16 protein-coding genes are annotated in these 17494 nt (G+C 60.1%); 7 read left to right on the top strand and 9 right to left on the bottom strand.

The features are described from left to right. Positions 1-57: 57 nt before the first annotated feature. Genes znuC through zur form a run of 3 tightly spaced genes read left to right on the top strand, consistent with a single transcriptional unit; the run spans position 58 to position 2202 of the window. A complete protein-coding gene (gene znuC, locus PL640_RS07085) occupies positions 58-981 on the top strand; it encodes a zinc ABC transporter ATP-binding protein ZnuC (protein ID WP_271361243.1) in 924 nt (307 codons plus the stop codon). Further along, positions 974-1792 carry a zinc ABC transporter permease subunit ZnuB gene (gene znuB / locus PL640_RS07080; protein ID WP_271361242.1) on the top strand — a complete coding sequence of 273 codons (819 nt, stop codon included), beginning with the start codon at positions 974-976 and terminating at the stop codon, positions 1790-1792. Before znuC ends, znuB begins: the two co-directional genes overlap by 8 nt. Next, a complete protein-coding gene (zur, locus tag PL640_RS07075) occupies positions 1789-2202 on the top strand; it encodes a zinc uptake transcriptional repressor Zur (RefSeq protein WP_065115613.1) in 414 nt (137 codons plus the stop codon). Before znuB ends, zur begins: the two co-directional genes overlap by 4 nt. 38 nt (positions 2203-2240) lie before the next feature. On the opposite strand, the gene PL640_RS07070 is transcribed toward zur, so the two are convergent. Both PL640_RS07070 and PL640_RS07065 read right to left on the bottom strand, forming a co-directional pair. After that, on the bottom strand, positions 2241-2774 hold the full coding sequence (locus PL640_RS07070) for a gamma carbonic anhydrase family protein (protein WP_142839780.1): 534 nt from the start codon (positions 2772-2774) through the stop codon (positions 2241-2243). A gap of 35 nt (positions 2775-2809) precedes the next feature. Further along, positions 2810-3499, bottom strand: a complete 690-nt coding sequence (locus tag PL640_RS07065; protein ID WP_271361241.1) for a fumarylacetoacetate hydrolase family protein — start codon at positions 3497-3499, stop codon at positions 2810-2812. Between the two features lie 138 nt (positions 3500-3637). Here PL640_RS07065 and dusA point away from each other — a divergent pair, with 138 nt between their 5' ends. Next, the gene (gene dusA / locus PL640_RS07060) at positions 3638-4648 is read left to right on the top strand and encodes a tRNA dihydrouridine(20/20a) synthase DusA (RefSeq protein ID WP_271361240.1); all 1011 of its coding nucleotides are present in this window, start codon (positions 3638-3640) and stop codon (positions 4646-4648) included. Between the two features lie 164 nt (positions 4649-4812). Here dusA and PL640_RS07055 read toward each other — a convergent pair whose 3' ends face one another. The 3 genes from PL640_RS07055 to uvrA form a co-directional block, all read right to left on the bottom strand. After that, positions 4813-5361, bottom strand: a complete 549-nt coding sequence (locus tag PL640_RS07055; RefSeq protein WP_271361239.1) for a GNAT family N-acetyltransferase — start codon at positions 5359-5361, stop codon at positions 4813-4815. Positions 5362-5545: 184 nt separating this feature from the next. Beyond that, entirely contained in the window at positions 5546-6346 is an 801-nt protein-coding gene (locus PL640_RS07050; RefSeq protein ID WP_271361238.1) for a DUF72 domain-containing protein, read from the bottom strand. 57 nt (positions 6347-6403) lie between these two features. Further along, the gene (gene uvrA, locus PL640_RS07045; protein ID WP_271361237.1) at positions 6404-9325 is read right to left on the bottom strand and encodes an excinuclease ABC subunit UvrA; all 2922 of its coding nucleotides are present in this window, start codon (positions 9323-9325) and stop codon (positions 6404-6406) included. Positions 9326-9602: 277 nt separating this feature from the next. Here uvrA and PL640_RS07040 point away from each other — a divergent pair, with 277 nt between their 5' ends. Continuing rightward, positions 9603-10196 (top strand): single-stranded DNA-binding protein, encoded by a 594-nt coding sequence (locus PL640_RS07040; RefSeq protein ID WP_052760243.1) that lies wholly within the window; start codon positions 9603-9605, stop codon positions 10194-10196. Positions 10197-10235: 39 nt separating this feature from the next. Further along, positions 10236-10505 carry a hypothetical protein gene (locus PL640_RS07035; RefSeq protein WP_269699592.1) on the top strand — a complete coding sequence of 90 codons (270 nt, stop codon included), beginning with the start codon at positions 10236-10238 and terminating at the stop codon, positions 10503-10505. A gap of 53 nt (positions 10506-10558) precedes the next feature. Here the strand turns inward: PL640_RS07035 and PL640_RS07030 are convergent, their stop codons facing one another. Together PL640_RS07030 and PL640_RS07025 are read right to left on the bottom strand one after the other, a co-directional pair. Then, complete coding sequence (locus PL640_RS07030) at positions 10559-11707, bottom strand: CBS domain-containing protein (RefSeq protein WP_142839773.1); 1149 nt, start codon at positions 11705-11707, stop codon at positions 10559-10561. Between the two features lie 132 nt (positions 11708-11839). Further along, complete coding sequence (locus PL640_RS07025) at positions 11840-12469, bottom strand: MarC family protein (RefSeq protein WP_271361232.1); 630 nt, start codon at positions 12467-12469, stop codon at positions 11840-11842. A gap of 217 nt (positions 12470-12686) precedes the next feature. Between PL640_RS07025 and gyrA the strand changes: the two genes are divergently transcribed. Then, the gene (gene gyrA, locus PL640_RS07020; protein ID WP_271361231.1) at positions 12687-15479 is read left to right on the top strand and encodes a DNA gyrase subunit A; all 2793 of its coding nucleotides are present in this window, start codon (positions 12687-12689) and stop codon (positions 15477-15479) included. A 96-nt stretch (positions 15480-15575) separates the two neighbouring features. Here the strand turns inward: gyrA and PL640_RS07015 are convergent, their stop codons facing one another. Further along, entirely contained in the window at positions 15576-15836 is a 261-nt protein-coding gene (locus PL640_RS07015; RefSeq protein WP_046800148.1) for a hypothetical protein, read from the bottom strand. 82 nt (positions 15837-15918) lie between these two features. After that, complete coding sequence (locus tag PL640_RS07010) at positions 15919-17400, bottom strand: D-alanyl-D-alanine carboxypeptidase family protein (protein ID WP_271361229.1); 1482 nt, start codon at positions 17398-17400, stop codon at positions 15919-15921. Between the last annotated feature and the right edge of the window lie 94 nt (positions 17401-17494).

Here is a 17494-nt window from a genome sequence, read left to right as displayed (position 1 = left end):
GCGTAACTCTATAACGTATGCAATAGCGGTAGGCAACATCGCCGAACGGACAATCCCATGCTTCATTCCCCCCGTCAGGGTAACGATATACTGGTTTCCCTTGCCAATGCCGGCGTGCAGCGCAATGGCCGCTGGCTGGTACGCGGCGTGGAGTTTTCCGTCAGCAAGGGCGAGATCGTAACGCTGATCGGCCCGAACGGCTCCGGCAAATCCACAAGCGCGAAAATGGCGATCGGCGTGGTGAAACCAACCGAGGGTGAAGTCTCGCGCATTGCCGGCCTGCGCGTCGGTTATGTGCCGCAGAAGCTTTCGGTGGACTGGACCATGCCGCTTTCGGTACGGCGGCTGATGACGCTGACCGGGCCGCTGCCCGCCCGCGAGATCGATGCGGCTTTGAATGCGACAGGCATTGCACATCTGGCGAACGCCGAAGTTCAACACCTTTCCGGCGGCGAGTTCCAGCGTGCGCTCCTGGCTCGCGCCATCGCCCGCAAGCCCGATCTGCTGGTGCTCGACGAGCCCGTGCAGGGTGTGGATTTCTCCGGCGAGATCGCGCTCTATGATCTGATAAAAAATATCAGAAATTCAAGTAATTGCGGAATTTTGTTAATATCGCATGACTTGCATGTGGTGATGGCTGAAACCGATACCGTGATCTGCCTGAACGGCCATGTCTGCTGCCGGGGAACACCGCAGGCGGTAAGCCAGAGCCCGGAATATATGCGGCTGTTCGGCGGTTCTGCCGCAAAGGCGCTTGCCGTCTACAGCCACCATCACGACCACACCCATCTGCCCGATGGCCGGGTGCAGCACGCGGATGGTTCGGTGACGGATCATTGCCACCCTGAAGACGGCCACCATCACGCCCATGATCATGGCCACCATCATGATGACCATGGCGACGAATGCGGTTGCGGCCATGAACATGAACATGGGGACCATGCGCCCTCGAAACACGCGCAGGGAGAACGGCATGTTTGACGACTTCTTCGTTCGCGCCATGGTCGCCGGCATCGGCGTTGCCCTTACTGCCGGGCCTCTCGGCTGTTTCGTGGTCTGGCGGCGCATGGCCTATTTCGGGGATACGATGGCCCATTCGGCGCTGCTTGGCGTCGCGCTCTCGCTGCTGTTGCAGCTCAACCTCATCATCAGCGTCTTTCTGGTGGCGTCCGCCGTTTCGATCCTGCTGATTTTTCTGCAGCGGCGGCAGGCACTGTCGTCCGACGCATTGCTTGGCATCCTGTCCCATTCAGCTCTCGCCATTGGCCTTGTCATCGTCGCCTTCATGAGCTGGGTGCGTATCGATCTCGTGTCGTTCCTGTTCGGCGATATTCTCGCTGTCACCCGCAGCGATATCGCGCTGATCTGGGGCGGTGGGCTGGTGGTCGTCGTTTCCATGGTGTTCCTGTGGCGGTCGCTGCTCGCTTCCACCGTCAACACCGAACTGGCTGAAGCCGAGGGGCTGAACCCGGAGCGGGCGAAGCTCATTTTCACGCTGTTGATGGCGCTGGTGATTGCCATTGCGATGAAGGTGGTCGGCATCATGCTCATCACCTCGCTGCTGATCATACCGGCTGCCACCGCCAGACGTTTTTCCGCCACGCCGGAGGTGATGGCCGTGGTCGCGTCGCTGATCGGCGCCATTGCCGTTATCGGCGGCCTGTTCGGCTCGCTGACCTATGATACGCCGTCCGGCCCCTCCATCGTGGTTGCCGCGGTGATCCTGTTCGTTATAAGCCTGTTGCCGGCGCCGGGTTTTTCCCGCTCCGCGGATGAAGGAGGCAAATCATGAATGCTCAAACCCAGCAGAACCTCACCAAGAACCAGTCGCTGGTCATGAATGCCCTGTCAAACGCGCATCAGCCGCTCAGCGCCTATATGATCCTCGACAAGCTGCGGGATGACGGGTTCCGCGCGCCGCTGCAGGTGTACCGGGCGCTGGAAAAGCTGGTGGAATTCGGTCTCGTGCACCGGCTGGAAAGCCTCAACGCTTTCGTTGCCTGCACGCATACGCAGGCCGAATGCTGCTCGCACCACCATGGCACCGTGGCGTTCGCCATCTGCGAATCTTGCGGGCAGGTGACCGAGTTCCATGATCACGAAATAGACCACCGTCTTGAGCGCTGGGTGAAGGACAGCAAGTTCAAGGCGGAAAAGACCACCATCGAGATTCGCGGTCTCTGCGCAAACTGCGCGTCATAGGCTTTGTTTGCGGGGTGGGCATGGTTGCCCACCGTTGCTCATCCTTCGATAATCGCCAGATCTTTCGAAAAACGCTTCCAGTTCTCAATGTATTTTTCCGCGGAACGGCGCAGGCCGGCGACGGCTTCGTCATCCAGCGTTCGGATGGCCCGCGCCGGCGAGCCGACGATTAGCGAATTATCCGGAAATTCCTTGCCTTCCGTCACCAGCGCATTGGCGCCAACGAGGCAGTTGCGGCCGATCTTCGCGCCGTTCAGGATCGTTGCGCCCATGCCGATCAGCGAATTGTCGCCGATGCTGCAGCCATGCACGATGGCGTGGTGGCCGATTGTGCACATTTCGCCGATGGTTGCGGCAAAGCCGGGATCGCTGTGCACCATCGCGCCTTCCTGAATATTGGTGCCGCGCCCGACGCTGATCGGCTCGTTATCACCGCGCAACGTCGCGCCGAACCAGATGCCGACATCTTCGCCGAGCGTTACCGAACCGATGACATTGGCATCGGGGGCGACCCAGTAACGATCCGGGGCAGGGGTTTGCGGCACCCGGTCGGCGAGGCGGTAAAGCGGCATTCGGTTTCTCCCTCTGGAATATGCGCCGGCAGCGATCAGGCGACCGTGACCGACAGCGTACCGACACCATCGACGCCGCAGTCGATGCGGTCACCGCGCACGATCGGACCAACGCCGGCCGGCGTGCCGGTCATGATCACGTCACCGGCGGCAAGCGTGAAGAGCTTGGAAAGCTCGGCGATCACTTCCGGCACCTTCCAGATCATCTGTGCGAGATCGCCCGTCTGCTTGCGCTCGCCATTGACATCAAGCCAGATCGCGCCGGTCGCGGGATGGCCGATCTTGTCCGCGGGAACGATGGCGGAAACCGGGGCGGAATATTCAAACGCCTTGGCGCCTTCCCAGGAGCGGCCCATCTTCTTCAGCCCGTCCTGCAGGTCGCGGCGGGTCATGTCGATGCCGACGGCATAACCCCAGACATGGTTCAGGGCCTCGTCAGCTGGAATATCCGCGCCGCCGCTTTTCAGCACCACGACGCATTCAACCTCGTAATGCACGTTAGAGGACAGCGACGGATAGGGGAAATCATTGCCGGCGGGCAGAAGATTGTCCGGGTTCTTCTGGAAATAAAAGGGCGGTTCGCGCGAGGGATCGTGGCCCATCTCGATGGCGTGATCGGCATAATTGCGGCCAACGCAATAGACCCGTCGCACGGGGAACATGTCGCCTGTGCCTTGAACGGGCAGGAGAACGGGTTTCGGGGCGGGAATGACTGTGGCGGCCATGGGAACTTCCTGTCGTCTCTTTAAGGTGCAATTCTTGTCCCGCGATTCCGGGCTGATTTCCAGTTGAAAATGCTGCCGAGCGCAAAACTGGCTTTTTGCGGTCCTTTGCTGTAGAAGCCGGCGCAAAGAGGTTAATCCATGTACAGACAAGCGCTTGCCAGCGGCGAAAAAATCTTCGCCGTGGCCCCCATGATCGACTGGACCGACACGAGGTGCAGATTTCTGCACCGGCAATTGTCGAAGCGCGCGCTGCTGTTTACCGAAATGATTGTTGCCGATGCCATCATCCATGGCCAGCGCGACAGGCTGCTCGGTTATCATCCGCAGGAACATCCCGTCGCGCTGCAGCTTGGCGGATCGGACCCGGCCAAGCTTGCCGAGGCGGTTCGTATTGCCGGCGATTACGGCTATGACGAAATCAACCTCAATGTCGGCTGCCCTTCGGATCGGGTGCAATCCGGCACCTTTGGCGCCTGCCTGATGCGCGAGCCCGAAGTCGTGGCGCAGTGTGTTTCGGCGATGAAGGCGGTTGCGGCTGTGCCGGTGACTGTCAAATGCCGCATCGGGGTGGATGATCAGGAGCCGGAAACCGTGTTGCCGGATTTTCTGGCGCGTGTTGTCGCGGCCGGCGCGGATGCCGTGTGGATCCATGCGCGCAAGGCCTGGCTGCAGGGGCTCTCGCCGAAGGAAAACCGCGAGGTGCCGCCGCTCGATTATGATCTCGTCCATCGTATGAAGCGGGAAAATCCTGATGTCTTCGTCGGCATCAATGGTGGTATCGCCGATCTCGATCAGGCGTGTGACCATCTGCAACATATGGATGGCGTCATGCTCGGCCGCGCCGCCTATCACAACACCTCCATCCTCGCCGATGTCGATCACCGCATCTACGGTGACGAGGCCCGGCAAGCCGACTGGATGGGGTTGCGCGACGCGATGATGACCTATGCCGCCGATTATATCGCCGCGGGTGGGCGTCTCAACCACGTCACCCGCCATATGGTCGGTCTGTTTCAGGGCATGCCGGGCGCGCGCCGTTTCCGGCAAATTCTCTCCAGCGATGCCACCCGTCCGGGGGCAGGGACGGAGGTGATCGAGGCGGCTTTCGCAGCGATCGATTTCAACCCGACGAAGGAACTGGCGGGCTGAAGGCTGGAAACGGCATTCTTTCGATTTTATGCCGTCGGCGACCAGGGCGTTGCGAAGAGTTCCGTAGCCTCAATCGGGAGATATCCTGGAGCATTTCGAGTAGAACTGTGTAGTGGTCTTAGGTCCAGAACGTGCGGAAGAACAATGGGCTGGAGCAGGTCCGGCTATTCCGTTTGGACCGGACGGCTCCAGGGAGCGACCCAGACCAGCCCGCGCCATTCCCTGTCCCTATGACCGGGCATGGAGAAATCGCGCGTTGGTTCGCGGATCAGGCCAAGGCGCGACATGACGGCTTGGGAGCGAAAATTATCGGGGCTGGTATAGGCGATGATCCCAGCTATTCCCGCGTATCCGGTAGCATGGGTCAGCGCGGCTTTTGCGCTTTCGGTCGCATAACCTTTTCCCCAGGCCTGCCTTATGAAACGCCAGCCGATTTCGTGGTGCGGGCCGAGTGGATGATCTTCGGACAGGCGTGGCATGACGCCGGCATAACCGAGAAACAGGCCATCAGGATTTTCAACAGCCCAGCGGGCGATGCCCTGTTCGCGCTCTGCCCTGCGGTAGCGCTCGAATTTTTCCCTGCTCCGCGCCTCGTCCGCCGGGCCGCCCTGATCGGCCATCACCTCCGGATCGAATTGCATCGCGGCGAAGGCTTCAAAATGGTCGTCCCGCCAAAGGCGCAGGCGTAAACGTTCCGTCTCGATCATATTCATTCCGGCCAGCCCTCTGATAACGACAGCCTTTTGCCGGCGAAGCGCCTTGTGCCGTCATTGGCATTCTTGCCGGCGTGAGATGACGGGAGTGCGACGCGGGTTGTTTATTCTCCGGATACCGTTTTCCGACATGAGGATTTATCGGTGACGCCGCAACATCAGGTGTTCGGCGTCACCGCGTCACTCAGACAGCCTTTTGTAATTCCTGCGCACCGTTGGGCGCATTGACCTTGCCACCGGTGATGAAGAAGGCGAAAACGTCACGCGGCATTTTTTCCGCTTTCCGGTCGGGCGCGATCAGCGGCAGATCGTCGGGTACGCCGCCCGCCGCATAGGTCTTGACCCGTTCTGCCCAATGGCCGATCTCCGCCTTCGGGTAACAGGTTGCGATGTCGTCTTCGCCCTTTTGCAGGCGGCAATAGACGAAATCGGCCGTGACGTCAGGCAGCATCGGGTAATCGTGGTGATCGGCGCAGACGACGGCGACCTTGTGTCTGGCGAGAAGATCGATGAATTCCGGCACTTGGAATGTCGGGTTGCGCACCTCGACCACATGGCGAAGGCGGATACCATCCTGCTTTTCAGGCAGGAGCGCCAGAAAGGCGCCGAAATCATCCGCGTCGAATTTCTTCGTGGGGGCGAACTGCCAGAGGATGGGGCCGAGATGGGAGCCGAGTTCCGTCAACCCTTGAGTCAAAAATTTCGTCATGGATTCCCCGGCTTCGGCCAGAACCTTGCGGTTGGTGACGAAGCGGCTGGCCTTCAGGGAGAAGATGAAATCCTCAGGCACTTCGGATGCCCATTTGGCGAAGGTCTCGGGCTTCTGGCTGCTGTAATAGGTGCCATTCACCTCAATGGCCGTCAATTGCCGGCTGGCATGTTCGAGCTGGCGCTTCTTCGGCAGCTTTTCCGGATAAAACGTGCCTTCCCATGGCTCGAATGTCCAGCCGCCGATACCGGTGCGGATCGTGCCTGATGTCGACATATGCTGTTCCTCCTTCGGCCTTTGGCCCATTCGACCTTTGCTGTGAAAGACTGCGGATTACTCCGCAGCCTCGCGTTTGCCGGCCGGCCGGCGTTCCAGAAGTTCCTTCAGGAAATGACCGGTGTAGGAGCGCTCAACCTTGACGATGTCTTCCGGCGTGCCGGTCGCCACAATTTCGCCGCCGCCCGTGCCGCCTTCGGGGCCGATGTCGATGATCCAGTCGGCCGTCTTGATGACCTCGAGGTTGTGTTCGATCACCACGACGGAATTGCCCTGGTCCACCAGCGCCTGCAGCATTTCCAGCAGCTTGTTGACGTCGTGGAAGTGAAGGCCGGTCGTCGGCTCGTCAAGAATGTAAAGCGTGCGGCCCGTCGAGCGTTTTGACAGTTCCTTGGCGAGCTTGACGCGTTGCGCCTCGCCGCCGGATAGCGTGTTGGCCTGCTGGCCGACCTTGATGTAACCGAGGCCGACATCGAACAAAGCCTGCAGCTTGTCACGCACCGCCGGCACGGCGGCGAAGAATTCCACGCCTTCCTCCACCGTCATATCCAGCACGTCGGCAATGGATTTGCCCTTGAAAGTCACGTCCAGCGTCTCGCGATTGTAACGCTTTCCGTGGCAGACGTCGCAGGTGACATAGACGTCAGGCAGGAAGTGCATTTCGATCTTGATGACGCCATCGCCCTGGCAGGCCTCGCAGCGGCCGCCCTTGACGTTGAAGGAGAAACGGCCGGGCGCATAACCGCGCGCCTTCGCTTCCGGCAGGCCGGCGAACCAGTCACGGATCGGCGTAAAGGCGCCGGTATAGGTGGCCGGGTTGGAGCGCGGCGTGCGGCCAATCGGCGACTGGTCGATATCGATCACCTTGTCGATGAATTCGAAACCGTCGATGCGATCATGTTCGGCCGGAATTTCGCGGGCACCCATCACCCGGCGTGCCGCCGACTTGTAAAGTGTCTCGATCAGGAAGGTGGATTTGCCACCGCCCGAAACGCCGGTAACCGCGGTGAAAACGCCAAGCGGGACCGCCGCCGTGACATTCTGGAGATTATTGCCGCGTGCGCCATGGACCTTGATCTCGCGGCCCTTCTTGGGCTTGCGGCGCTCTGCCGGCACGGCGACCCCGAGTTCGCCGGAGAGATATTTGCCGGTTAGCGATTTCGGATTGGCCATCACGTCCTGCGGCGTGCCTTCGGCGATCACCTGACCGCCGTGAATGCCGGCGGCGGGGCCGATATCGACCACATAATCCGCCGTCAGGATGGCGTCCTCGTCATGTTCGACAACGATGACAGTATTGCCGATATCGCGCAGATGTTTCAGCGTCTCGAGCAGGCGGGCATTGTCACGCTGATGCAGGCCGATCGACGGCTCGTCCAGAACGTAGAGAACGCCCGTCAGGCCTGAGCCAATCTGCGAAGCGAGGCGAATGCGCTGGCTTTCGCCGCCGGACAGCGTGCCGGAGTTACGCGACAGGCTGAGATAATCCAGTCCGACATCATTGAGGAAGCGCAGGCGTTCGCGGATTTCCTTGAGAATGCGGACGGCGATCTCATTCTGCTTGGCGTTGAGACTTTCCGGCAGCACCTCGAACCAGTCGCGTGCCTTGCGGATCGACATCTGGGTGACTTCACCGATATGCAGCTTGTTGATCTTGACGGCGAGGGCTTCGGGTTTCAGGCGATAACCGGCGCAGGCCGGGCAGGGCGCTGCTGACATATAACGCTCGATTTCCTCGCGCGCCCAGGCGCTGTCGGTCTCTTTCCAGCGGCGCTCCAGATTGGGAACGATGCCTTCGAAATTTTTCACCGTCTTGTAGGCGCGGGCGCCGTCCTGATAGTTGAATTCTATCTTGTCATCGGTGCCCTGAAGAATGGCGTGCTGCGCTTCCTTCGAAAGCTCCGACCATTTGCTGGACAGTTTAAAACCGAAGGCCTTGCCGAGCGCTTCCAGCGTCTGGTTGTAATAGGGAGAAGACGACTTGGCCCATGGGGCAATGGCGCCGTCGCGCAGCGTACGGGCCGGTTCCGGAACGATCAGGTTTTCATCCACCTTCTGCTGCGAGCCGAGGCCATCGCAGCTGGGGCAGGCGCCGAAGGGATTGTTGAAGGAGAACAGCCGCGGCTCGATCTCGGGAATAGTGAAGCCGGAGACGGGGCAGGCAAATTTTTCCGAAAACAGCACCCGCTCATGGGTTTCGTTGAGCGATTTGTTGGCGGAGCCGCCGGCGGCGGTTTCTTCCGGCGGCAAAGGCCTGTCGGCGAATTCGGCGATAGCCAGCCCATCGGCGAGCTTGAGGCAGGTCTCGAGACTGTCGGCAAGGCGAGCGGCCATATCCGGGCGCACGACGGCGCGGTCGACCACCACGTCGATATCGTGTTTGTATTTCTTGTCGAGTGCTGGCACATCGGCGATTTCGTAGAACTGGCCATCCACCTTGACGCGCTGGAAGCCCTTCTTCATCAGCTCGGCAAGTTCTTTCTTATATTCGCCTTTGCGGCCACGCACGATCGGCGCAAGAATATAAAGACGCGTGCCTTCCTCAAAAGCGAGGATGCGGTCCACCATCTGGCTGATGGTCTGGCTCTCGATCGGCAGACCCGTGGCCGGCGAATAGGGCACGCCAACACGCGCAAACAGCAGGCGCATGTAGTCATAGATTTCCGTGACCGTGCCCACCGTGGAGCGCGGGTTCTTCGAGGTGGTCTTCTGCTCGATGGAAATGGCCGGAGACAGACCCTCGATACGGTCGACATCCGGTTTCTGCATCATTTCCAGGAACTGGCGCGCATAGGCCGAAAGGCTTTCGACATAACGGCGCTGACCCTCTGCATAGATCGTGTCGAAGGCAAGCGACGACTTGCCCGAGCCGGAAAGCCCGGTCATGACAATCAGCTTGTTGCGTGGCAGATCGAGGTCGATACCCTTGAGATTATGCTCACGGGCACCACGGATGGAAATCGTCTTCAGTTCACTCATGACAAGGCTCGTGGCAAGGCTCGGACAAAAATAACAGGCTTGATGGCGGCGTGTCCTTATGTAGTGACGCAGCCGGAGGTGTCGAGGTCTATTCCCCATCGGTCGGAGCTTTTCAGCCCACTTGACTCGAATTTCGCGATTAAATAGAACAAAAAAGGAACAAATAGCAAGTGCGAATATCCGCTGTTCGAAGCTCTGGATTATTCGTTGTGGATAGTTCCACGCCTGCGGTGCCCTTTGCGGGCCGTGATGGTTATTGTGTGCGGAATTTTTTGAAATGCAATTGCCGGTCATGATGGCCGGCGGACAGGATGACGAGATGGCTGGTAGCGTAAACAAGGTAATTCTGATCGGGAATGTCGGCGCAGATCCCGAAATCCGCCGGACGCAGGATGGCCGCCCCATCGCCAACCTGCGTATCGCCACCTCGGAAACCTGGCGGGACCGCAATAGCGGCGAGCGCAAGGAAAAGACGGAATGGCACACGGTCGTGGTTTTCAACGAAGGCCTGTGCAAGGTCGTCGAGCAATATGTCAAGAAGGGCGCCAAGCTCTATATTGAAGGCCAGCTGCAGACGCGCAAATGGCAGGACCAGACCGGTAACGACCGCTACTCCACCGAAATCGTGTTGCAGGGCTTCAACTCCACGCTGACCATGCTCGATGGTCGCGGTGAGGGTGGCGGCGGTGGCCGTAGCGGCGGTGGTGATTTTGGCGGAGGCGGAGATTACGGCAGCAGCGGTGGCGGCTCCAGCTCCGGTTATGGCGGCGGTTACGACCAGCAGTCGTCATCGCGCGGCGGCTCTTCACGCGGCGGCGGCCAGCCTTCCGGCGGCTTCTCCAACGATATGGACGACGATATTCCGTTCTGAGCCGACGACGAATGATGTTATGCGTGACAGGAGGCGGGCATGAGTGACGATACGGCACCGAAACAGCCGATCTCAAAACAACCGGCTTCCTGGCGCATCATTCTCGCTTTTTTCCTCGATTTCTGGACAGCGTTTTTCGCCGCCGGATTTCTCGTCGCAGCGGTCGCAGGCGGGCGCACGCCACATGGTTTCGCGCTGAGCGGCCTGCCTGCCTTTATCGCCTTAGTGCTGATCATCGCCTATTTCATCGTGCTCGGCCGGTTTTTCGGCGGCACGCTGTGGCAGCGGCTTTTGAAGGCTAAACGTTAGCCAAAAGGCTTTGCCGGTTTTTAGGGGAGCCGGTTATTTCGATGTCGCGGTGGTTACGCCGCGACTTTGTCGGCCAGCATCGCCACCATGACGTCGGATTGTGAGACAATCCCCACCATCTTGCCATTGGCATCGATCACCGGCAGGTAATGCAGCCCTTCTTCCGCAAAACGGATGATGGCTTCTTCGATCGAGGTTTCCGGTCGCACCGTTCTGACCGGCGATGTCATGATGTCCTTGACGGTATCGTTGGGGGCACTTGCACCGGAAAGAATGAGGCGCAGGCGCTGCAGGAAACCGATGGAGGGGCGGCCGTTTCTCCAGCTTGCCTTTTCCAGAAAATCCGTCTGGGTGACGATGCCGACGATTTCCGCCCTGTCATTGGTGACGGGCAGGGCCTTGAAATGGTGGCTGTGCATCAGCGCATGGGCATGGCGCAGGCTGTCGTCAGGGGCAACGCCGACCACATCGCGCGACATGACGCTGGCGCAATCGAGATGCAGCGCGCGGCGACGATAGGAGCGCAGCTCGGTCTTGCGCAGGATGGTCTCCAGTTCCTCGCGATCGATGTCGAGAACTTCGTCATATTCCTTCAGCACCTCATCGAGGTCGGTGGAGGAGAAGCCGATTTTCTGGATGGGGGTCGGATCCGTCGTGCCGTGGGCGGCCTTTCCGAGCTTCAGACCATGCGGATAGGCGCGGCCGGTGGCATTGTTATAGGCGAGCGCCAGCGCAAGAAGGATCAGTGAATTTCCGGCGACCGGCCACAGAAGGAAACCATATCCGAGGCTATGCACGGCGGGGCCGCCGAGAACCGCCGTCAGCGCTACAGCGCCGCTTGGTGGGTGCAGGCAGCGCAGCGCCATCATGGCGGCGATGGCGAGGCTGATGGCGAGCGCGCTGGCGAGGAATAGATCCGGAACCAGCAGCGCCACCGTGACACCCACGAAAGCCGATACCAGATTGCCACACATGATGGACCAAGGCTGCGCCAGCGGGCTCGAGGGCACCGCGAATAAAAGCACGGCCGAAGCGCCCATCGGCGCGATCATGGCGGGCAGGGTGGGGTCGAAGCTGAGTGCGAGACTGCCCAGAAATCCGGTCAGGAGAATGCCCACGAAGGCGCCGGTCGCGGAACGCAGCCTTTCCCTGATACTGACGGGTGCGGCATCCGGGATGAGGCGACGCAGCGTGGAGCGCATGAAGAGAACTTTCGAATCCGGAAAAGATGCGCGTCTTTTAACCGAAACGGTGGCCGGATTTAAAGGATGGATTTTTTACAGTTTCAGCGGAGTGCGGGATTTTGTTGCGAGATATCGCCACCATGCCGCGTTTCAGAAGGCAAAGGCCGATTTTATGCCGTCGACCACGAATTGCACCGAAAGGGCTGCAAGCAGCACGCCAAGCAGCCGGGTGAGGATCGCCCGGCCGGTATTGCCGAGAAAGCGGTCCATGCGTTCCGCAACGATCAGGGCCGCGTAGACAAGGGCCATGGCGAAAGCGAGGATCAGGATCAGTACGACCATGTCGATGGTGGTCTTCATCGTGCCGGCAAGAAGCACGGTGGCGGAAATGGCGCCCGGCCCGGCAATCAGCGGCAAGGCCAGCGGAAAGACCGCCAGATTGTGCAGATGGTCCTTGGTTATGGCGATTTCGGAGGTCTTTTCCTTACGCTCCTGACGCTTCTCGAAAATCATCTCGAAAGAAATCCAGAACAGCAGAAGGCCACCGGCGATGCGGAAGGCGCCAAGCGAAATGCCGAGCAGGTTGAGGATGGTAAGGCCGAACAGGGCGAAGACGGCGAGAATGCCGAAAGCGATCAGCGAGCCGCGCAGGGCAACCTGACTGCGCTGGCTGCGCGTCATCCCTGCAGTAAGCGCAAGGAATACGGGCGCAAGACCGGGCGGATCGAGCGTGACCAAAAGTGTGGTAAGCGCGTTGATGAGCGTTTCGCTACTGGCCATTCTTTCCCCGCTTATTGCCTTTTTGTGCGCGAGCCTACGCAAGTCGCGGCTGCTTTGAAAGGGAGCGGCGTTGCTTTTGCCGGGCTAAATCGCGAAAAGCGGCGTTCGTCTTGCAAATGACGCAAAAGACTGTTCAAAACTCGCCGGGAAATTGGCTTAACGTGGCTGTTTCCGCTATAAAAATCCATCCGATTCTTAACAGAGAATGTGATCCGTTTTGACTGACCAGAGCCCCCCCGGCGGCGGAAAACTTCCGCCAGGCATTGAACCGATTTCCATCATGGAGGAAATGCAGCGGTCCTATCTCGATTACGCCATGAGCGTCATCGTGTCCCGCGCGCTTCCCGATGTCCGTGATGGTCTGAAGCCGGTTCACCGCCGTATTCTATACGGCATGTCCGAACTCGGCATCGACTGGAACAAGAAATACGTCAAATGCGCCCGCGTCACCGGTGACGTGATGGGTAAATTCCACCCGCACGGCAATTCGGCGATCTATGATGCGCTGGCGCGTATGGCGCAGGACTGGTCGCTCCGCCTGCCGCTGATCGACGGCCAGGGCAATTTCGGCTCCATCGACGGCGATCCGCCGGCGGCCGAACGTTATACCGAATGCCGCCTGGAAAAGGCCGCGCATTCGCTGCTCGACGATCTCGACAAGGAAACCGTCGATTTCCGTGACAACTATGATGGCACGTTGCAGGAACCGGTGGTTATTCCGGCGAAGTTCCCGAACCTGCTGGTCAACGGGGCAGGTGGCATTGCGGTGGGCATGGCCACCAATATTCCGCCGCACAATCTGTCCGAGGTCATTGACGGCTGTATTGCGCTGATCGAGAACCCGGCGATCGAGCTGCCCGAACTGATGCAGATCATTCCCGGCCCGGATTTCCCGACCGGCGCTCTGATCATGGGCCGCTCCGGCATCCGCTCGGCTTACGAGACGGGTCGCGGGTCGGTCATCATGCGCGGCCGCGCCACCATCGAGCCGATGCGTGGCGACCGCGAGCAGATCATCATCACCGAAGTTCCCTACCAGGTGAACAAGGCCTCGATGATCGAGAAGATGGCCGAACTGGTCAAGGAAAAGCGCATCGAGGGCATTTCCGACCTGCGCGACGAATCCGACCGTCAGGGTTATCGCGTCGTCGTCGAGCTGAAGCGCGATGCCAATGCCGACGTCATCCTGAACCAGATTTATCGCTACACGCCGCTGCAGACCTCGTTTGGCTGCAACATGGTGGCGCTGAACGGCGGCAAGCCGGAACAGATGACGCTGCTCGACATGCTGCGCGCCTTCGTCGCATTCCGCGAGGATGTCGTCAGCCGCCGCACCAAGTACCTGCTGCGCAAGGCGCGCGACCGCGCGCATGTGTTGGTGGGTCTGGCGATTGCGGTTGCCAATATCGACGAGGTCATCCGCGTTATCCGTCACGCTCCCGATCCGGCTTCGGCCCGCGAGGAGTTGATGACGCGGCGCTGGCCGGCGCGGGATGTGGAAAGCCTGATCCTGCTCATCGACGATCCGCGCCATCGCATCAATGAAGACGGCACCTACAATCTGTCCGAAGAGCAGGCGCGTGCCATTCTCGAATTGCGTCTTGCCCGTCTGACGGCGCTGGGTCGTGATGAAATCGGCGACGAACTGAACAAGATCGGCGCGGAAATCAGCGAATATCTCGATATCCTGTCTTCACGCCTGCGCATCATGCAGATCGTCACCGAGGAACTCATCGCCATCCGTGACGAGTTCGGCACGCCGCGCCGGTCCGAGATCGTCGAGGGCGGTCCTGACATGGACGATGAAGACCTCATCGCCCGGGAAGACATGGTCGTCACGGTTTCGCATCTCGGCTATATCAAGCGCGTGCCGCTCACCACCTACCGGGCGCAGCGTCGTGGTGGCAAGGGTCGTTCCGGCATGGCGACGCGCGACGAGGATTTCGTCAACCGTCTCTTTGTTGCCAACACCCATACACCGGTGCTGTTCTTCTCCTCGCGCGGTATCGTCTACAAGGAAAAGGTCTGGCGCCTGCCGATCGGCACGCCGCAGTCCAAGGGCAAGGCCCTTATCAACATGCTGCCGCTGGAACCCGGCGAACGCATCACCACCATCATGCCGTTGCCCGAGGATGAAACCACCTGGGAAACGCTTGATGTGATGTTCTCGACGACGCGCGGTACGGTTCGCCGCAACAAGCTCGGCGATTTCGTCCAAGTCAACCGCAACGGCAAGATCGCCATGAAGCTCGACGAAGAGGGTGACGAAATCCTCTCGGTCGAAACCTGTACGGATCGGGATGACGTGCTTCTGACCACGGCGCTTGGCCAGTGCATTCGCTTCCCCGTGGACGATGTGCGCGTCTTTGCCGGTCGCAACTCGGTCGGCGTGCGCGGCATCAACATGGCAGATGGCGACCGCATCATCTCCATGACCATTGTCGGCCATGTGGACGCTGAACCGTGGGAACGTGCCGCTTATCTCAAGCGCTCGGCAGCCGAACGGCGCGCCGCAGGCGTCGATGAAGACGACATCGCGCTCGTTGGTGAAGAAGTGACGGAAGAGGGCGAACTCAGCGAAGAGCGTTATCAGGAGCTGAAGGCACGCGAAGAATTCGTGCTGACGGTATCCGTGAAGGGCTACGGCAAGCGCTCGTCCTCCTACGACTTCCGCACATCGGGCCGCGGCGGCAAGGGCATCCGCGCCACCGATACCTCGAAGACGGTGGAGATCGGCGAACTCGTCGCGGCTTTCCCCGTGGACGAAGGCGACCAGATCATGCTGGTTTCCGATGGCGGCCAGCTTATCCGCGTGCCGGTCAACGGCATCCGCATCGCCAGCCGCGCCACCAAGGGCGTGACGATCTTCTCTACCGCCAAGGATGAGAAGGTGGTTTCCGTGGAACGCATCAACGAGCCGGAAGGCGACGAAGAGGCGGAAAACGGCAATGGCGACGAGGCGGAAGACAATCTGCCGGATACGCCTGAGGCACCGGAGAGCGAGGCGTAAGCCGCCTCGTTTCCCTTTCGTCAATCAACGGAAAACCCCGCGGCGCTCAGGCACCGCGGGGTTTTTCTTTGGGTCTTATCTGGTTAGTTCGGTTTGTTAGCGAATGCGGATATGGATCGGCGCACGTCCGGAACGGCGGGCCACGTGAAGGTGGATGCTAGCTTCCGGCTGGTTGGCGCGCCAGGCGCGGGCGCCATGCGACAGGAGCAGGCTGACCAGATCGCGCGTCTTTGCCTTGGAACGGTTGAGACCGAGATCGGCGATCCGCATCGCCGCTTCATGAATGGGATGCAGAACCGACAGACTGCTTTGCCCGTTGCCAGACGCAATGTCCGAATAATTCTCGTTAACTGCCATCTTGGAAAGCCTCGCTACACATTACACAATTCGAGGAGACAGGCGATGTTGCGACAATGAACACCGCCCGCGGAAACGTCGGTTACTGGAGTGACGCCCAGCAGCTGACGCCTTTCTTTTTCAATGCATTGCATGCATTTACCGCGGCGTTCTGGCCATCAAAGCCGCCGAAACGGGCGCGGTAGATCTGGGAGCCGTCCTTGCTGAAGGCGACCGTGAAGGGCTTTGCGGAACGCAGGGCCGCACCACCTTTTTCCTGTGCGTTCTGCAACAGGCCGCGGGCGGAGTTTTCGTCCGGCGATGCGCCGATCTGGATTACCCAGCCACCCTGAGGTGCGGCAGACGTAGCCGACGCCGAAGGGGCGGGGGCGACGGAGGCGGTAACGATATTGTCCACCTTGGTCGAGTTGGTGATCATGCTGCGATCAGGAGCGACCGGCGCCCGAACAATCGGATCCTTGCCCTTCTGCCAGGTAGCGGCTTCCATGGCCTTGACGGCGGCATTGGAAGAGGAGCCTGCAAAGGCGGTGACCGGCGCTTCTTCATAACGGGCCTGCGGTACAGGGCCGGCATTTGGCAGGCCGGCATTGGTAGCCGCAACCGCAACGGAAGGAACGGCTGCCGCCACGGCGACGGGCTCTTCGACGGGTGCAGACCGCGTCTGGGCGATCAGGTTGCTGTTGCCGCCACGCGATGCCTGCGGCAGATAGGTTGCGACAAGCTTGCGCATGGTTGCGTCACGGGCGGCGCTGGAGCGACCGCCGAGAACGACGGCAACGATGGAACGACCATCGATCTGTGCCGAAGTGGCAAGATTGCTGCCGGCTGCACGGGTGTAACCGGTCTTGATGCCATCCACGCCCTTGACGGTTCCGACAAGACGATTGTGGTTGCCGATAACCTGCTTGCCAAAATTGAAGGTGCGGGTGGAGAAGTAACCGTAATATTGCGGATAATGCTGGCGAAGAGCGATGCCGAGGCGGGCCTGATCGCGTGCCGTCGTCATCTGCGCCGTGTTGGGCAGGCCGTTGGCATTGCGGTAGGTCGTGCGGGTCATGCCCAGCGCACGGGCCTTGGCGGTCATCATTCTGGCGAAACGGTCTTCCGAGCCGCCGAGATATTCACCGAGCGCCGTCGCCATGTCATTGGCGGAGCGGGTGACGAGAGCCAGAATGGCCTGTTCGACCGTAATAGCACCGCCAGCGCGCACGCCAAGCTTGGATGGCGGCTCCTTGGCGGCATTGGCCGAGACCGGCACCTTGGAATCAAGTGAGATGCGTCCGGAATTAAGCGCCTCGAACGTCAGATAAAGCGTCATCATCTTTGTCAGAGAGGCGGGATAACGCAAACCGTCCGGATCCTCGCCGTAGAGAACCTTGCCGGTCTTGGCGTCGATGACGATGCCCGCATATTTCGGTTCCGCCTGCGCGGTGCCCACGGATGTTGCGGTTATGAACGCCGCAGCAAGGGTCAACGCCAGAAACCTTACAAAAGACGTCGCACCCGCTCTGCGCGAATGTGCCCAAGATACACTTTTCAACACTGCTGAACTCTTCAATCGCATATTTCTGTTCCGCTCGGACACGCCCCGCCCGATAGCTCCGGGGAGAAACTTTATCGGGATGGCGTTACCAAGTGGTTTATGAAAGGTATCCACC

The organism is Agrobacterium sp. ST15.16.024 (assembly GCF_027956545.1).
In the GTDB taxonomy this organism is placed as follows: Bacteria; Pseudomonadota; Alphaproteobacteria; order Rhizobiales; family Rhizobiaceae; genus Agrobacterium; species Agrobacterium cucumeris.
Note: the sequence above shows the minus strand (reverse complement) of the source record. Positions and strands in the feature narration are given on the sequence as shown.

Bases quoted from the DNA above. Each gene is read 5' to 3' on its own strand.
- PL640_RS07030 (WP_142839773.1), bottom strand. From the start codon at position 11,707: ATGCGCTCCACGCTGCGTCGCCTCATCCCGGATGCCGCACCCGTCAGT.
- PL640_RS07025 (WP_271361232.1), bottom strand. From the start codon at position 12,469: ATGGCCAGTAGCGAAACGCTCATCAACGCGCTTACCACACTTTTGGTC.
- dusA (WP_271361240.1), top strand. From the start codon at position 3,638: ATGTACAGACAAGCGCTTGCCAGCGGCGAAAAAATCTTCGCCGTGGCC.
- PL640_RS07015 (WP_046800148.1), bottom strand. From the start codon at position 15,836: ATGGCAGTTAACGAGAATTATTCGGACATTGCGTCTGGCAACGGGCAA.
- PL640_RS07055 (WP_271361239.1), bottom strand. From the start codon at position 5,361: ATGAATATGATCGAGACGGAACGTTTACGCCTGCGCCTTTGGCGGGAC.
- PL640_RS07010 (WP_271361229.1), bottom strand. From the start codon at position 17,400: ATGCGATTGAAGAGTTCAGCAGTGTTGAAAAGTGTATCTTGGGCACAT.
- PL640_RS07070 (WP_142839780.1), bottom strand. From the start codon at position 2,774: ATGCCGCTTTACCGCCTCGCCGACCGGGTGCCGCAAACCCCTGCCCCG.
- PL640_RS07065 (WP_271361241.1), bottom strand. From the start codon at position 3,499: ATGGCCGCCACAGTCATTCCCGCCCCGAAACCCGTTCTCCTGCCCGTT.
- uvrA (WP_271361237.1), bottom strand. From the start codon at position 9,325: ATGAGTGAACTGAAGACGATTTCCATCCGTGGTGCCCGTGAGCATAAT.
- zur (WP_065115613.1), top strand. From the start codon at position 1,789: ATGAATGCTCAAACCCAGCAGAACCTCACCAAGAACCAGTCGCTGGTC.
- PL640_RS07050 (WP_271361238.1), bottom strand. From the start codon at position 6,346: ATGTCGACATCAGGCACGATCCGCACCGGTATCGGCGGCTGGACATTC.
- znuC (WP_271361243.1), top strand. From the start codon at position 58: ATGCTTCATTCCCCCCGTCAGGGTAACGATATACTGGTTTCCCTTGCC.
- znuB (WP_271361242.1), top strand. From the start codon at position 974: ATGTTTGACGACTTCTTCGTTCGCGCCATGGTCGCCGGCATCGGCGTT.
- PL640_RS07035 (WP_269699592.1), top strand. From the start codon at position 10,236: ATGAGTGACGATACGGCACCGAAACAGCCGATCTCAAAACAACCGGCT.
- PL640_RS07040 (WP_052760243.1), top strand. From the start codon at position 9,603: ATGCAATTGCCGGTCATGATGGCCGGCGGACAGGATGACGAGATGGCT.